The following is a 12,332-nucleotide window of genomic DNA, read 5'->3' as shown; positions in this document are numbered from 1 at the left end:
TCATACTGCTGAGAACATGACCAAGCAACACCGCAGAACGTTCCTCACGACCGTCGGCGTGGGTATGGGCAGTGCCGCCCTCGCTGGCTGTATCGGTTCGCGCGAGGACGACGGCGACACCGACGACCCGGACGGGGATACGAACGACCCGACCGGCGACGACGGGACTGACTCCCCCGACGCGGACGTCACGGCACCCGCGATCGCCGACGGCGAATCGATCGACGACTTCGAGGAGATCGAGTGGAACCCGCTCTACGATCACACGACCGTCGAGGCGAGCGACGAGGCGCTCGTCGGCGACGGGTCGATGCTCGTCGAGGCCGATACGACCGAGTCGATCGGTGCCTACCGCGTGTTTCCCGACGGCCTCGACGTCGAGGGCAAGGATCTCTCGGTCGCGATCAAGATCGAATCGCCCACGCCCGCCCGCGTCGTCCTCGAGGCGCGCGCGCCCGGTCGGAGCGACCAGCTGACGAGCGCCCGGTCGATCCCCAGCGAGTTCACCGGCTGGTTCCGCATGGAGGCCGGCTGGACGGGCAAGCGCGGCGAACCGAACCTCGGGAACGTCCGCGAGCTTCGCATCTACGTCCAACCCCACAGCGACACCAACCCCACCACTCGGTTCCTGGTCGACGACCTGCGTGCGACCGAGCGCGGCGATCAGGGCTACGTCGTCCTCACGTTCGACGACGGGGTCCAGAACCAGTATACGACCGCCATGCCGATGCTCGAAGAGCGCGGTTGGCCCGGCGTCGCGGCGGTCATTCCCGACTCGATCAACCAGCCCGACCGCCTGACCGTCGATCAGTGTCGCGAGATGCGAAGCGCCGGCTGGGACATCGCTTCCCATCCGCACACGGCGCTGCCGGAGATGGAGTCCCACGACGAGCGGGTGGGGTATCTCGAGGACGCACGCGACTACATCGCCAACCGGATCGACGAGGACGGCGCGAACCACTACTTCGCGCCGTACAACCGAATGGACGCCGACTCGCTCGAGGCCGTCCGTGAGGTGTTCGATCACTCGTACATCCACGGCGGCCAGCCCAACATCGCCCCGCCGACCGACGGCCACATGGTCTCGCGGGTCAACGGCTACGCCCTCGACGAGGTCTCCGATCTGCTCGATCTGGCGGCCGAGTACAACCAGGCCGTCGTCACCCTCGTTCACGGGGTGGGCGACACCACGAGCGACCTGAACGACATCTCCGAGGCGGACTTCGAGACGCTGCTGGACGAGATCGAATCGCGCGACCTCCAAGTCGTCACCGCCTCCGAACTCGCCAACGTCTGAACGGCTCCCTCTGCCCCGCTTCGGCCCTCCCCAACCTCGCCGGTGTCGGCGACCTTTTGACCCGCCCCTGCTGAGTCCCGGTATGCGACTCACGCCCGTCCCCGGACTCCCGGAGATCCGTCCCGGCGACGACCTCGCCTCGCTCGTTGCCGAGCGGGTCGATCTATCCTCGGATTCGATCCTCTGTCTCGCGAGCACCGTCGTCTCGAAGGCCGAGGGTCGGATCGCTTCCCTCGACGAGTTCCCGGCCGGCCCGCGCGCCCGCGAGATCGCCGCTCGACTCGGGGAGCTCACCGATGAGGAGAAAGACCCCCGGTTCGCACAAGCAGTGTTGGAGGAGAGCACCGAACTCATCACGGAGGCCCCGTTCTTGCTCACCGAGACGCGCTTCGGCCACGTCTGTGTCAACGCCGGGATCGACCGCTCGAACACGGGCGACGGCGAGATACTCCTCCTGCCCGAACGGCCCTCCGAGAGCGCCGCTCGCCTCTCGGAGGCCCTCTCGGTCCCCGTGATCGTCACCGACACCTGCGGGCGACCGTTTCGCCATGGCCAGCGCGGGGTCGCCATCGGCTGGGCGGGAACCCCCGCGAGCCGCGATTGGCGCGGCGAGAACGACAGGGATGGCCGGGAGCTCGGGGTCACAGTGGAGAACGTGATCGACGAACTCGCCGCGGCGGCGAACCTCGTCGCCGGCGAGGGGGCCGGTGGCGTGCCCGCTGTCGTCGTCGAGGACTTCGAGTTCGGGGAGATGGATGGAAGCGACGAGCACTTTCGCGAGATAGAGAGCGATTACGTCCGTCAGGCGCTCCGGGGGTGGTCGTATGACCGAGCGTAAGCGAGCGAACGAAACGACACCGGAGGAACACTCCGGGGGAGGTCCCACGAGTGCGAACCGGAACGTGGTGGGGATCGAACTCACACCTGAACACCCGGCCGCGCGGATCGGCGCCTGTGGTGCGCTCGCCGAGGAGGCCGGTTTCGACACCGCCTTCGTGAGCTGTCACTACAACAACCGCGACCCGTTCGCCGCCCTTTCGGAGATCGCTCGCCGAACCGACTCCCTCCGGGTGGGTCCCGGCGTCGCGAACCCCTACGAGACCCACCCCGTGGCCCTGGCCTCGCGGGTGGCGACGCTCGACGAACTGAGCGACGGGCGGGCGGTCTTCGGGATCGGCGCGGGCGACGCCTCGACGCTGTCTAATCTCGGCTACGAACGGGACCGACCGCTCCGGCGCGTGCTCGAATCGTTCAAAGTGGCACAGGACCTCTGGGCGGGCGAACGGGTCAACCACGAGGGGACCTTCACCGCGATCGACGCGGGGCTGAACTACGAGGTCGGATCGATCCCGGTCTACGTCGGCGCACAGGGCCCCCATATGATACGTATGAGCGCGAAACACGCCGACGGCGTCCTTCTGAACGCCGCCCATCCCGACGACTTCGCGTGGGCGGCAGAGCGCGTTGAGCAAGGACTCGCAGAGCGGCCCGAATCGCGGGGCCCGTTCGATTTCGCGGCCTTCGCGAGCCTCAGCGTCGCCGAGGACGGCGACGCGGCGCGCGAGGCGGCCCGGCCCCCGGTCGCCTTCATCGCTGCCGGGGCGGCCCCGCCGGTTCTGGAGCGCCACGACCTCGACGGGGAACTGGCGGGCGAGATCGGCGAACACATCGGCGCAGGGGCGTTCTCCGAGGCGTTCTCGCTCGTCTCCGAGGAAATGATCGACGCGTTCTGTATCGCGGGCACGCCCGGGACAGTCGAGCGGCGGGTGCGCGAGATATCGGCGTACACCGACGGTTTTGTCGTCGGATCGCCGCTGGGCCCCGACATCGAGGCGGCTATCTCCCTTGCTGGGGCGGCGATCGACCGAGCGTATCGGGAAGGATAGAATCGAGGATCCCGCCGGCGGCGAGCACGCCGAACGCCACCGAGGGAACGACGACGAACAGGAAGCCGAACAGCATGAGGACGACGTTGATCGGATCGCCAAGCGCGACGTCGCTGAAGTACCCCACGAGATCGATCGCGTCCTGGATCGGAGTGACCATACCGACCGTAGTTTCGGGTGGTACTTGTGTGTGCTGTTCTATCGTATCGGCGTGAACGAGTCCCCCGAAACGGCGGCCGATCCGCTCGGATCGGTCTACGGCTGGTCGCCCGAGGGCGTCGTCTGCGAGTGCTGTGGCGAGCCGACGGACCGGTGGTGGCGCGACGAGGGGGTCGTCTGTCCCGCCTGTAAGGTGTGGTCCGACCCCGCCGACGGCGTGCAGCCGCCGGAATGATCCGGGTCCGTTCGTCGCCCCCGACAACGTTTAATAGGTCGATTTCGTACGTTCGACTGTAATGTCGGAAGTCTGCTCGACGTGTGGACTGCCCCAGGAACTCTGCGTCTGCGAGGACGTCGCCAAGGAGTCCCAGCAGGTCAACATCCGCATCGACGAGCGCCGCTACGGAAAAGAGGTAACGATCATCGAAGGACTCGACCCCCGCGACGTCGACCTGAGCAGTCTCTCGTCGGACCTCAAGTCGAAGTTCGCCTGCGGGGGCACCGTCGAGGACGGCTCCATCGAGCTCCAGGGCAACCACTCCGGTCGCGTCGAGGACTTCCTCCGCGATAAGGGGTACTCGGTCGCCTGATCGATCCCTCTGATAGCGCCTAAAAGGGCGCGTCGGCCCCGGTTTTCTCACGTTCCTTCCCGTCCTCCAGTTCGTACTCCCGGCTCCACGCCTCCAGCCCGCCCGCGAGGCTCCGGACCGTTCCGGTGGCTCCCTCGTAGGAGTCGATGATCCGGACCGCCTGCAGGCTCGCCTTGCCGTGCGGACAGACGGTGACGACCCGCTCGTCGCCCGCGAACCGTTCGATCTCTTGGGGGAGCGTCCGAAACGGGACGTTCTCGCTACCGGGAATCGCTCCCCGGTCGAAAGCGGCCGGCGAACGGATGTCGACGATCCGTACCTCTTCGTCGGCCTCTAGCAGCGTGTCGAGCTCTTCGGGACTGATCTCGTCGTCTCGATCGCTCATGGGGTCGGTAGCGACCCGTCGCGGATAAATCCCTAGAGCAGCCCCTCCTCGCGGGCGAGCAACAGCCCCTCAAGGGTCGCGTCGTTGGTCGGCTCCTCGCGGGCGCGTTCGAGCGCCCTCTCGATCGGCACCGACCGCACCGAGATGAACTCGTTGTCGTCGAGTTCCCGCTCGACGGGGGTGAGCCCTTCGGCGAAGACGACCCCCCGCTCGTGGCGCAATGCGCCCGTCGCGACCCACATCCGCTGGAGGACCGAGACGCCCGCGGCCGCAAAGCCCGTCTCCTCTCGCAGTTCGCGCGCGCCGGCCTCGCCGAAGGACTCGCCGTCCTCAACGATCCCCGCGGGCAGTTCGAGGTGGGTTTGGCCGATGGCGGGGCGGTACTGCTCGACGAAGACGACCTCCTCGCCGGTCGAGGCCACCACCACGGTCGCGGGCGGGAGCTCGGCCCAGTAGTACTTCTTGGTCGTGCCGTCGGGCTGTTCGACGAGGTCGTACCCGCCGGTGTACCAGCCGGTTTCGTACTCCGCGACCGATTCGAGCACCGTCCAGTCGTCGTTCATGATCCCTCCCTGGACCCCCGTCCGATAAAGCGTCCCGGTTACCGGCCGTCCCCGTCGAACAGCGGCCGGTAGAGCCTGCCAAACGCCTGTCTACGCAGCGTCCCTCGCGCCGCCTCGGGTTCGTTCTGATAGGTCGCCGCGACCCCCTCGCCGTCGAAGGCGTGCCACACCACCCGGTCGACGTTCTCGCTACCCATCACCGACACCTCGCCCGAAAAGCCCTCGCGCCACCCCTCGAAGTCCTCGCGCGAGCCGTCGTGTACTTCGAGCAACGAGGCAAAGAGCGCGTCGCGGGCTGTTTCGACGACCTCGCCGGTGACGCGTTCGCGGTACTCCTCGCGGTCGAACCCCATCGCTTTAGCGACCTCGCGGGTCACGACCTGTGCGCTCGGACCGACCGACTCGTAGAGCGTACGGGCCTCCTCGGGCTCTTCGGGCGCCAGCCAGCCGTCGGTTTCGCTCATACCCTTGGTTTCCCGGCGGGCCTTATTCCTCCTCGGATTCGTACATCTCGCGGGTCATCGCTTGTGCCTCCGCGAGGACGTCGCTTGCCTCCCCGCCCATCGCTTGGCGGCCGTGCTGGCGCGGGACCGCGTCCTCGAGCCGACCCGAACCGCCGTGTCCCGTCGTGGTGTCCTCGAAGGTCGTCTCGAACTCCTCCTCGGGTGCGAACGTCGCGACCCGTTCGCCGAGGCTCTCGGGGCCCATCCCCTCCCAGTCGGGGACGTGTTCGTCGAGCCACCCCTCGTGGTCCTCGCGCCCGAGCATGGCGGCGAAGGCGAGGTGGTTCGCCAGATGCTTCTCGTCCTGCTGGGGGATCTCACAGATCGGACAGGCATAGCCCATAGGCTCCGTACGAACGCAACGCCTAACGACCTTACGCCTCGATCGGCCGCACCATCACGAGGGCGGTCTCGCCGTCGGCGTAGTACCGCGGGATCCGCCGGCGGAGTTCGAACCCGAACTCCCGGTAGAGCGAGAGCGCCGGTTCGTTACCGTCGCGAACTTCGAGTTTGACCCAGCCGACGCCGTTGTCGCCGAGGATTGATAGCGCCTGTGAGAGCAACTGTCGGCCGATCCCCTCGCCGCGGTGGTCGGGAGCCACCGCGATGTCCTTGACGTGCCCGATCGCCCGGCCGCCGTTCGGGACGCTGTCGGCGACGACGTAGCCGACGACACCCCCCTCGTCGTCCCAGGCGACGAGGAAACCGGGCTCGCCGAGAAACCTCTCGAACGCCGAGAACGGCCACGGCTGTGGGAACGACGCCTTCTCGATATGGTAGATCGCGAGCAGGTCCGCTCGCGTGGCCGTCCGAACGGACGTGGGTGTCACCGCAGTCACGACCGTCGATACGGTTTCGGAGAGTATAACCACTGGGTCTGTCGTCTTCATGCCGAAAACTGGACGAATCCAGTCTCCAAAGCTATAAACCCCGGGAGTTGCCTCTCACACACAATGCGACGCAGAACGTTTCTCACGTCCACAGCGGCTGGAGTTCCGGTACTGACTGCCGGCTGTCTCATCAACGATGAGGGCAACGGCGGCGGGGGCGGCGATGGGGGGGCTGGCGATTCGGACGTCACCGTTGGGATCGTCTACTCGACGGGCGGGCTCGGCGACGAGTCGTTCAACGACATGGCCAACCAGGGGATCGAGCGGGCCCAAGAGGAGCTTGGCATCGAGTACCAGAGTGCAGAACCCGGTTCGCCAGCGGACATGAACGACATGCAACGGCAGTTCGCCGGCAACGACGCCATCGACGTCGTGGTCTGTATCGGGTTCGACCACGAGGCCGACCTCCAGAACAACGCCACGGAGTTTTCCGACACGCAGTTCGTCCTCGTCGACGCGGTCGTCGAGGCCGAGAACGTCGCGAGCTACGTCTTTCGCGAACAGGAGGGATCGTTCCAGGTCGGTCACCTCGCGGGGCTGTTGACCGGGACGGAGTACGCCCACGGTGGGGGCGAGACCAATCCAACCGAATCGATCGTCGGCTTCGTCGGTGGCGAGGAGACCTCGCTGATCGAGCGCTTCGAGGCGGGCTACGTCGCCGGCGCACAGTACGCCGACGAGGCGATCCAGACGCCCTCGGCGTACGCCGGGAGTTGGACCGACCCGACGACGGGCCAGGAGATCGCAAGCGGGATGTACAACGACGGCGCGGATATCGTCTATCACGCCGCCGGCGGGACCGGTGGTGGCGTCTTCGAAGCCGCTCAGTCGAGCGGTCGTTTCGCCATCGGCGTCGACGACGACCAGTCGGTGAGCGCCGAGGCGTTCAGTGACGTGATCGTCGCGAGCATGATCAAACGCGTCGACACCGCCGTCTTCGAGTCGATCCAATCGATCGTCGAGGACTCCTTCGAGGGCGGACAGGTCAACGACCTCGGGCTCGAAGAGGAGGGCGTCGGTGCGGTTATCGGCCAGGACTTCGAGGGTGAACTGCCCACGGAGATCACCGACGCACTCGCGGAGTCCCGGCAAGCGATCATCGACGGCGAGATCGACGTGCCTACTACGCGCGATGGGCTCTGAACCCGAGACACCGCCGGGCGAGACGCCTGCAGTCCACCTCGATGGCATCACCAAGCGCTTTCCGGGCGTGGTCGCCAACGACGACGTCAATTTCCGTGTCGAACGCGGGACGATCCACGCGTTGATCGGGGAGAACGGGGCCGGCAAGACGACGCTGATGAACGTCCTCTACGGGCTGTACGAACCCACCGAAGGTACGGTATGGATCGACGGCGAGGCCCACGAGTTCGACGGGCCGAGCGAGGCGATGGCCGCCGGCATCGGCATGATCCACCAGCACTTCATGCTCGTCGATACGATGACCGTCGCCGAGAACGTCGTCCTCGGTGACGAGCCGAAAAAGTGGGGTGGGCTGGCGACCGACACCGACCGCGCGATCGAGGAGACGCGGACCCTCGCCGACCGGTACGGCTTCGACGTCGACCCGACCGAGCACATCGAGGAGATCAGCGTCGGCGAACAACAGCGCGTCGAGATCCTCAAAACGCTCTACCGTGGCGCGGACGTGTTGATCCTCGACGAGCCGACGGCAGTGCTCGCCCCCCAGGAGATCGACGCGCTGTTCGACGTTCTCGACGAACTGATCGCCGAAGGGAAGACGATCGTCTTCATCACGCACAAGCTCGGGGAGGCACTGGAGGCCGCAGACGAGATCAGCGTCCTTCGAGACGGCGAGCTGGTCGGAACGATCCCCGCCGAAACCGCGACACGCGAGGAGTTGGCGAGTATGATGGTCGGCCGGGACGTGATCCTCGAGATAGACAAACCACCCGCAGAGCGCGGACAACCGGTGCTCGAACTCGCTGACCTCGTCGTCGAGGACGACCGCGGGGTTACGGCTGTCGACGGCGCGGGCTTTACCGTCCACGCCGGCGAGGTCTTCGGTATCGCCGGCGTCGACGGCAACGGGCAGACGGAACTCGTCGAGGCGATCACCGGGCTGCGCCCAGCCGAGTCGGGATCGCTCACGTTCGACGGCCGGGAGATTACCGACAGCCCGCGCCGCGATCGGATCGGGGCGGGGATGGCCTACGTCTCAGAGGACCGCCAGAAGCGAAGCCTCGTCATGGAGTACGACCTCCGGCGAAACGGGCTGTTGGGCTGTCAACGGCTCCCTAGGTTCTCCGATGGCTGGCGGATCGACTGGGGAAAAACCGAGGAGTACGTCGACAACGTGATCAGCGAGTACGACGTCCGCCCGCCCGACACGAGCGCTCTTGCACACTCGCTGTCCGGCGGGAACCAACAGAAGTTCATCGTCGGCCGGGAGTTCGAGCGCGATCCCTCGCTGGTCGTAGCCTCCCAGCCGACTCGCGGCGTCGACATCGGGAGCATCGAGTTCATCCACAACCGCCTGCTCGACCTCAGAGCCGACGGGAAGGCACTCTTGCTCGTCTCCTCGAAGCTCGATGAGGTCCGACGGCTCGCAGACCGCCTCGCGGTGATGCACGACGGCGAAGTGATGGCGGTCGTCGACTCCGATGCAGTCACTGAAGAGGACCTCGGTCTCCTGATGGCCGGCGAGCGCCCGACCGGACTCGATACCGAGGGGGAACGAACCGAACGGAGGGAGGTCGTGTGAGCGATTGGCGCGAACGGACCGACGCCTCGCTCGACTGGCTCGTCAACGCCTCTGCCGTTCAGCGGATCCTCGCCAGCCTCACCGCACTGGTTTTTGCCGTGCTCGTCGGCACGGTTCTGGTGTTCGTCTCGGGCTTCGTCGCGGACTGTTCCGACCCGTTCATCTACATCCCCGGTGTCGGCTACGGTTGTTACAACCCCGTCGAGATGTACGGGACGATGATCAACGGTGCGTTCGGGTCGCTGACGGCACTCGGGCGCACCCTCCAGGAGACGACGCTGCTTCTCTTTACCGGGCTGTCGGTCGCCGTTGCCTTCCGCGCAGGGCTGTTCAACATCGGGACGCAGGGACAGATGGTGCTCGGAGCGCTTGCGGCCGCGCTGACCGTCATCGCGCTCGGCGACGTCGTCCCCGCCACTATCGTCGGCGCGCTCGTCGTGATCCCCGTCGGGATCGTCGTCGGTGCGCTCGTCGGCGGGTTCTGGGGGATGATTCCGGGCGTGATGAAGGCGTACGCCGACGCCCACGAGGTGATCACCACGATCATGCTGAACTTCGTCGCCACGGGCATCGCCTTCTGGGCCGTCCAGAACCACGTCGGCAACCTCGAAACCGACTCGGTTCAGACCCACTCGATCCCCGAACTCGCGCGTCTCCCGGCGACGATCTCGGGCGCGCGCTTTTCGATCTACGCCCTGCTCGGCGCGCTACTCATCGCCGTCGGGATCTACCTGCTCTACACTCGGACGGTGCTCGGCTACGAGCTTCGCACGAGCGGAATCCAAGAGACCGCCGCCGAGTACGGCGGCGTGAACGCGAAACGCAACATCGTCACCAGCATGACGCTTTCGGGTGCGCTCGGTGGGGTCGCGGGCGCGATCTACGTGACGATGATCCAGTACCGCTGGCAGGCCGGCATCCCGGCGCTCGGGTTCGACGGCATCGCGGTCTCGATCCTCGCGGGCAACAACCCACTTGGCGTGATCCCCGCGGCCCTGCTCTTCGGCGGGATGAAAACCGGCAGCGTCGCGGTCGACCTCTCGCTTGGTGTCCCGAACGAACTCGTCGAGGTGCTCAGAGGGCTGATCATCCTCTTTATCGCCATGCCGGAGTTCTTCCGTATGCTCGGGAAACGTGCCGGCTACGGTGGGGGTGAGGCGGAATGAACGCGCCGACGGTCTCCCGCAGACAGGGTCTTACCATCGGCGTGGTCCTCTTTGGCCTGCTGGCGCTCGGGTTCGCCGTCGACGGCGGTCGACAGCTCCTCAGTGACGTCACCGGCGTCCTCAGCGCGTCGTATCTCGCCTCTGCGCTCCGGCTGACGGTCCCGATCGCCTTCGCGGCGATGGGTGGTATCTTCGCGGAGAAATCGGGCGTTATCAACATCGGCCTCGAAGGCCTGCTCATCATCGGCGCGTTCGGCGCCGTCGCGAGCCTCTGGGGCCTGTCGGCGACACCGATCGGGCCGAACATCTGGGTCGCATTCTTGCTTGCGGTACTCGCGAGTACGTTCGTCGCGTTGCTGTTCGCGATCGTCTGCATCGAATTCAAGGCCGACCAGATCATCGCCGGGCTCGCGGTCTGGCTGATCGCCCTCGGGCTCGCGCCCTTCGCGAGCATCGTCATCTGGAACCGGACCAACAGCCCGAGCGTCGGTACGTTCTCGGCGATCGAGATCCCGGTCCTCTCGGCGCTGCCAAACGTCGGCTCGCTCTTTACGGTGACCCCACCGGTCCTGTTGCTCGTGCTTGCGGTTCCGTTCTCGTGGTATCTCCTCAACCGCACGCCCTTCGGGATGTGGATCGAGGCAAGCGGCGAGGACCCGAAATCGCTCGACACCGCGGGCATCAGCGTGCGCCACGTGCGCTATGCGGGCGTGTTGCTCTCGGGGATCTACTGTGGCATCGGCGGGGCCGGGCTCGCACTGAACACCGGCCAGTTCGTCGGTAGCGGCGATACGATGGTCGACGGGCGGGGCTGGATCGGGTTGACGGCCTTCCTGATCGGTAACTACAACCCGGTCAACGCCTTCCTCGCGTCGTTCCTGTTTGCCGGCCTCGATGCGCTCCAGATCGAGCTCCAGCAGATCGCCGGCTACGACGTCTCCTCGACGCTGGTCGGGATCATCCCCTACGTGGCCGTCCTCGTCGTTCTCACCCTCGTCGGGCGGACCCGGATGCCCGCCGAGGCCGGCGAGCACTACGAGTCCGACGAGTAGCGCTCCTCTTCCGATCGGCGGTCGTCGCCTGACTCCGGTCGGGACGTGACCCTATCCGACCGAACCCGAGGCGACCGGCTCACGCCGGATCCGGTACCGGTAGCGTTTTTCTATCCGACGGAGGATCGATCGACATGAGTCCCGAACCCCGGCGACTGCTGATCGATACCGACACCGCGGGCGACGACACGCAGGCGATCGTCCTCGCCGCGCTCTCCGATCGCGTCACCCTCGAAGGTCTGACGATCCCCGCCGGCAACGTCCCGTTCGACTCCCAGGTCGAGAACGCGAAGTACACCCTCGATCTGGTCGGCGCGGCCGATGTCCCCGTCTACGAGGGCGCACGCTCGCCCCTGCTCAAAGGGTACAAATCCGCCGAGTACGTCCACGGTGAGGGCGGGCTGGGCGGCGAGTTGTTTCCCGACACCGGCATTCCGTCGGCCGACGAACACGCGGTCGACGTGATCGTCCGGACGGCACGGGAGAATCCGGGGGAGGTCACCCTCGCGTGCATCGCCCCGCTGACGAACGTCGCGCTCGCCTACCAGCGCGAACCCGAGCTCCCCGAACTCCTCGACGAGGTGTGGATCATGGGTGGGGCGGTCAACACGCTCGGCAACATCACGCCCGCCGCGGAGTACAACTTCTGGGTCGACCCCGACGCCGCCCGGATCGTCGTCGACGCCTTCGAGACCACGCTGGTCGACTGGGGCCTGACCCTCCGCGATTCGCTGTTCGACGCCGAGGTCTTCGCCGAGATTGAGACGGTCGACACCCCGCTGGCGGAGTTCTTCCTGACGATCACGGGGGCCGTCAGGGAGTTCAACGCCCAATCCGAGCACGACTCGCTCGGCGCGGACGTGACCACCCAGCCCGACTCGCTGACGCTCGCGGCGCTGCTCGAACCCGACCTCGTCGAGCGCGCCGAGACGTACTACATGGAAGTCGACGACCGCGAGGGGCCGACGCGGGGCTACAGCCTCGTCGACGAACTCGGCGTCACCGACGGCGAGCCGCGGACGCGTGTGATCGAATCCGCCGACGGCGAAGGCTTCGAGCGCATGCTGCTCGATGTGTTCCGCCACGGGGACCCACACTACGCGTCGCGATAAAAAA

Annotated in this window: 16 protein-coding genes; 10 read left to right on the top strand and 6 right to left on the bottom strand. The window is 66.6% G+C overall.

Annotated elements, in window-relative coordinates; genetic code table 11:
• Nucleotides 1–16: 16 nt before the first annotated feature.
• The 3 genes from HACJB3_RS12870 (at nucleotide 17) to HACJB3_RS12860 (ending at nucleotide 3,183) form a co-directional block, all read left to right on the top strand.
• Entirely contained in the window at nucleotides 17–1,297 is a 1,281-nt protein-coding gene (locus HACJB3_RS12870; RefSeq protein WP_008416000.1) for a polysaccharide deacetylase family protein, read from the top strand.
• 82 nt (nucleotides 1,298–1,379) lie between these two features.
• Complete coding sequence (locus HACJB3_RS12865; protein ID WP_008415999.1) at nucleotides 1,380–2,135, top strand: coenzyme F420-0:L-glutamate ligase; 756 nt, start codon at nucleotides 1,380–1,382, stop codon at nucleotides 2,133–2,135.
• 64 nt (nucleotides 2,136–2,199) lie between these two features.
• Entirely contained in the window at nucleotides 2,200–3,183 is a 984-nt protein-coding gene (locus HACJB3_RS12860) for a 5,10-methylenetetrahydromethanopterin reductase (RefSeq protein WP_049934591.1), read from the top strand.
• On the opposite strand, the gene HACJB3_RS18820 is transcribed toward HACJB3_RS12860, so the two are convergent.
• Nucleotides 3,134–3,343, bottom strand: a complete 210-nt coding sequence (locus HACJB3_RS18820) for a hypothetical protein (protein WP_008415997.1) — start codon at nucleotides 3,341–3,343, stop codon at nucleotides 3,134–3,136. The two genes, HACJB3_RS12860 and HACJB3_RS18820, sit on opposite strands and share 50 nt — an antisense overlap.
• 51 nt (nucleotides 3,344–3,394) lie before the next feature.
• On the opposite strand from HACJB3_RS18820, the gene HACJB3_RS18815 reads away from it, so the two are divergent.
• Both HACJB3_RS18815 and yciH read left to right on the top strand, forming a co-directional pair.
• Nucleotides 3,395–3,577 carry a DUF7573 domain-containing protein gene (locus tag HACJB3_RS18815; RefSeq protein WP_148258249.1) on the top strand — a complete coding sequence of 61 codons (183 nt, stop codon included), beginning with the start codon at nucleotides 3,395–3,397 and terminating at the stop codon, nucleotides 3,575–3,577.
• A gap of 61 nt (nucleotides 3,578–3,638) precedes the next feature.
• Nucleotides 3,639–3,932, top strand: coding sequence for a stress response translation initiation inhibitor YciH (gene yciH, locus HACJB3_RS12850; protein WP_008415996.1), 294 nt, complete (start codon nucleotides 3,639–3,641; stop codon nucleotides 3,930–3,932).
• A gap of 19 nt (nucleotides 3,933–3,951) precedes the next feature.
• Here the strand turns inward: yciH and HACJB3_RS12845 are convergent, their stop codons facing one another.
• From HACJB3_RS12845 to rimI, 5 genes are read right to left on the bottom strand one after another with little or no spacing between them, the layout of a single operon-like run.
• Nucleotides 3,952–4,317 (bottom strand): rhodanese-like domain-containing protein, encoded by a 366-nt coding sequence (locus HACJB3_RS12845; RefSeq protein WP_008415995.1) that lies wholly within the window; start codon nucleotides 4,315–4,317, stop codon nucleotides 3,952–3,954.
• A 32-nt stretch (nucleotides 4,318–4,349) separates the two neighbouring features.
• Nucleotides 4,350–4,880: an NUDIX hydrolase gene (locus HACJB3_RS12840; RefSeq protein WP_008415994.1), complete on the bottom strand. Its 531-nt coding sequence runs from the start codon at nucleotides 4,878–4,880 to the stop codon at nucleotides 4,350–4,352.
• A 38-nt stretch (nucleotides 4,881–4,918) separates the two neighbouring features.
• Nucleotides 4,919–5,344 carry a DUF5809 family protein gene (locus HACJB3_RS12835; RefSeq protein ID WP_008415993.1) on the bottom strand — a complete coding sequence of 142 codons (426 nt, stop codon included), beginning with the start codon at nucleotides 5,342–5,344 and terminating at the stop codon, nucleotides 4,919–4,921.
• Between the two features lie 22 nt (nucleotides 5,345–5,366).
• Entirely contained in the window at nucleotides 5,367–5,726 is a 360-nt protein-coding gene (locus HACJB3_RS12830; RefSeq protein ID WP_008415992.1) for a DUF5810 domain-containing protein, read from the bottom strand.
• A gap of 31 nt (nucleotides 5,727–5,757) precedes the next feature.
• Entirely contained in the window at nucleotides 5,758–6,273 is a 516-nt protein-coding gene (rimI, locus tag HACJB3_RS12825) for a ribosomal protein S18-alanine N-acetyltransferase (RefSeq protein ID WP_394295078.1), read from the bottom strand.
• A gap of 63 nt (nucleotides 6,274–6,336) precedes the next feature.
• Here rimI and HACJB3_RS12820 point away from each other — a divergent pair, with 63 nt between their 5' ends.
• From HACJB3_RS12820 to HACJB3_RS12800, 5 genes are all read left to right on the top strand, one after another.
• Nucleotides 6,337–7,416: a BMP family lipoprotein gene (locus HACJB3_RS12820; RefSeq protein WP_008415988.1), complete on the top strand. Its 1,080-nt coding sequence runs from the start codon at nucleotides 6,337–6,339 to the stop codon at nucleotides 7,414–7,416.
• Complete coding sequence (locus tag HACJB3_RS12815) at nucleotides 7,406–8,998, top strand: ABC transporter ATP-binding protein (RefSeq protein ID WP_008415986.1); 1,593 nt, start codon at nucleotides 7,406–7,408, stop codon at nucleotides 8,996–8,998. Before HACJB3_RS12820 ends, HACJB3_RS12815 begins: the two co-directional genes overlap by 11 nt.
• On the top strand, nucleotides 8,995–10,164 hold the full coding sequence (locus HACJB3_RS12810) for an ABC transporter permease (RefSeq protein WP_008415984.1): 1,170 nt from the start codon (nucleotides 8,995–8,997) through the stop codon (nucleotides 10,162–10,164). Before HACJB3_RS12815 ends, HACJB3_RS12810 begins: the two co-directional genes overlap by 4 nt.
• Nucleotides 10,161–11,216, top strand: coding sequence for an ABC transporter permease (locus HACJB3_RS12805; RefSeq protein WP_008415982.1), 1,056 nt, complete (start codon nucleotides 10,161–10,163; stop codon nucleotides 11,214–11,216). Before HACJB3_RS12810 ends, HACJB3_RS12805 begins: the two co-directional genes overlap by 4 nt.
• A gap of 134 nt (nucleotides 11,217–11,350) precedes the next feature.
• Nucleotides 11,351–12,328: a nucleoside hydrolase gene (locus HACJB3_RS12800; RefSeq protein ID WP_008415981.1), complete on the top strand. Its 978-nt coding sequence runs from the start codon at nucleotides 11,351–11,353 to the stop codon at nucleotides 12,326–12,328.
• Nucleotides 12,329–12,332: the final 4 nt, after the last annotated feature.

The organism is Halalkalicoccus jeotgali B3 (assembly GCF_000196895.1).
GTDB classification, from domain to species: Archaea; Halobacteriota; Halobacteria; order Halobacteriales; family Halalkalicoccaceae; genus Halalkalicoccus; species Halalkalicoccus jeotgali.
The sequence above is the reverse complement of the archived record's forward strand: the minus strand, read 5'-3'. Positions and strand labels throughout refer to the sequence as shown.

Bases quoted from the DNA above. Each gene is read 5' to 3' on its own strand.
- HACJB3_RS12830 (WP_008415992.1), bottom strand. From the start codon at position 5,726: ATGGGCTATGCCTGTCCGATCTGTGAGATCCCCCAGCAGGACGAGAAG.
- yciH (WP_008415996.1), top strand. From the start codon at position 3,639: ATGTCGGAAGTCTGCTCGACGTGTGGACTGCCCCAGGAACTCTGCGTC.
- HACJB3_RS12840 (WP_008415994.1), bottom strand. From the start codon at position 4,880: ATGAACGACGACTGGACGGTGCTCGAATCGGTCGCGGAGTACGAAACC.
- HACJB3_RS12815 (WP_008415986.1), top strand. From the start codon at position 7,406: ATGGGCTCTGAACCCGAGACACCGCCGGGCGAGACGCCTGCAGTCCAC.
- HACJB3_RS12800 (WP_008415981.1), top strand. From the start codon at position 11,351: ATGAGTCCCGAACCCCGGCGACTGCTGATCGATACCGACACCGCGGGC.
- HACJB3_RS12870 (WP_008416000.1), top strand. From the start codon at position 17: ATGACCAAGCAACACCGCAGAACGTTCCTCACGACCGTCGGCGTGGGT.
- HACJB3_RS12820 (WP_008415988.1), top strand. From the start codon at position 6,337: ATGCGACGCAGAACGTTTCTCACGTCCACAGCGGCTGGAGTTCCGGTA.
- HACJB3_RS12845 (WP_008415995.1), bottom strand. From the start codon at position 4,317: ATGAGCGATCGAGACGACGAGATCAGTCCCGAAGAGCTCGACACGCTG.
- HACJB3_RS12805 (WP_008415982.1), top strand. From the start codon at position 10,161: ATGAACGCGCCGACGGTCTCCCGCAGACAGGGTCTTACCATCGGCGTG.
- HACJB3_RS12835 (WP_008415993.1), bottom strand. From the start codon at position 5,344: ATGAGCGAAACCGACGGCTGGCTGGCGCCCGAAGAGCCCGAGGAGGCC.
- HACJB3_RS18820 (WP_008415997.1), bottom strand. From the start codon at position 3,343: ATGGTCACTCCGATCCAGGACGCGATCGATCTCGTGGGGTACTTCAGC.
- HACJB3_RS12865 (WP_008415999.1), top strand. From the start codon at position 1,380: ATGCGACTCACGCCCGTCCCCGGACTCCCGGAGATCCGTCCCGGCGAC.
- rimI (WP_394295078.1), bottom strand. From the start codon at position 6,273: ATGAAGACGACAGACCCAGTGGTTATACTCTCCGAAACCGTATCGACG.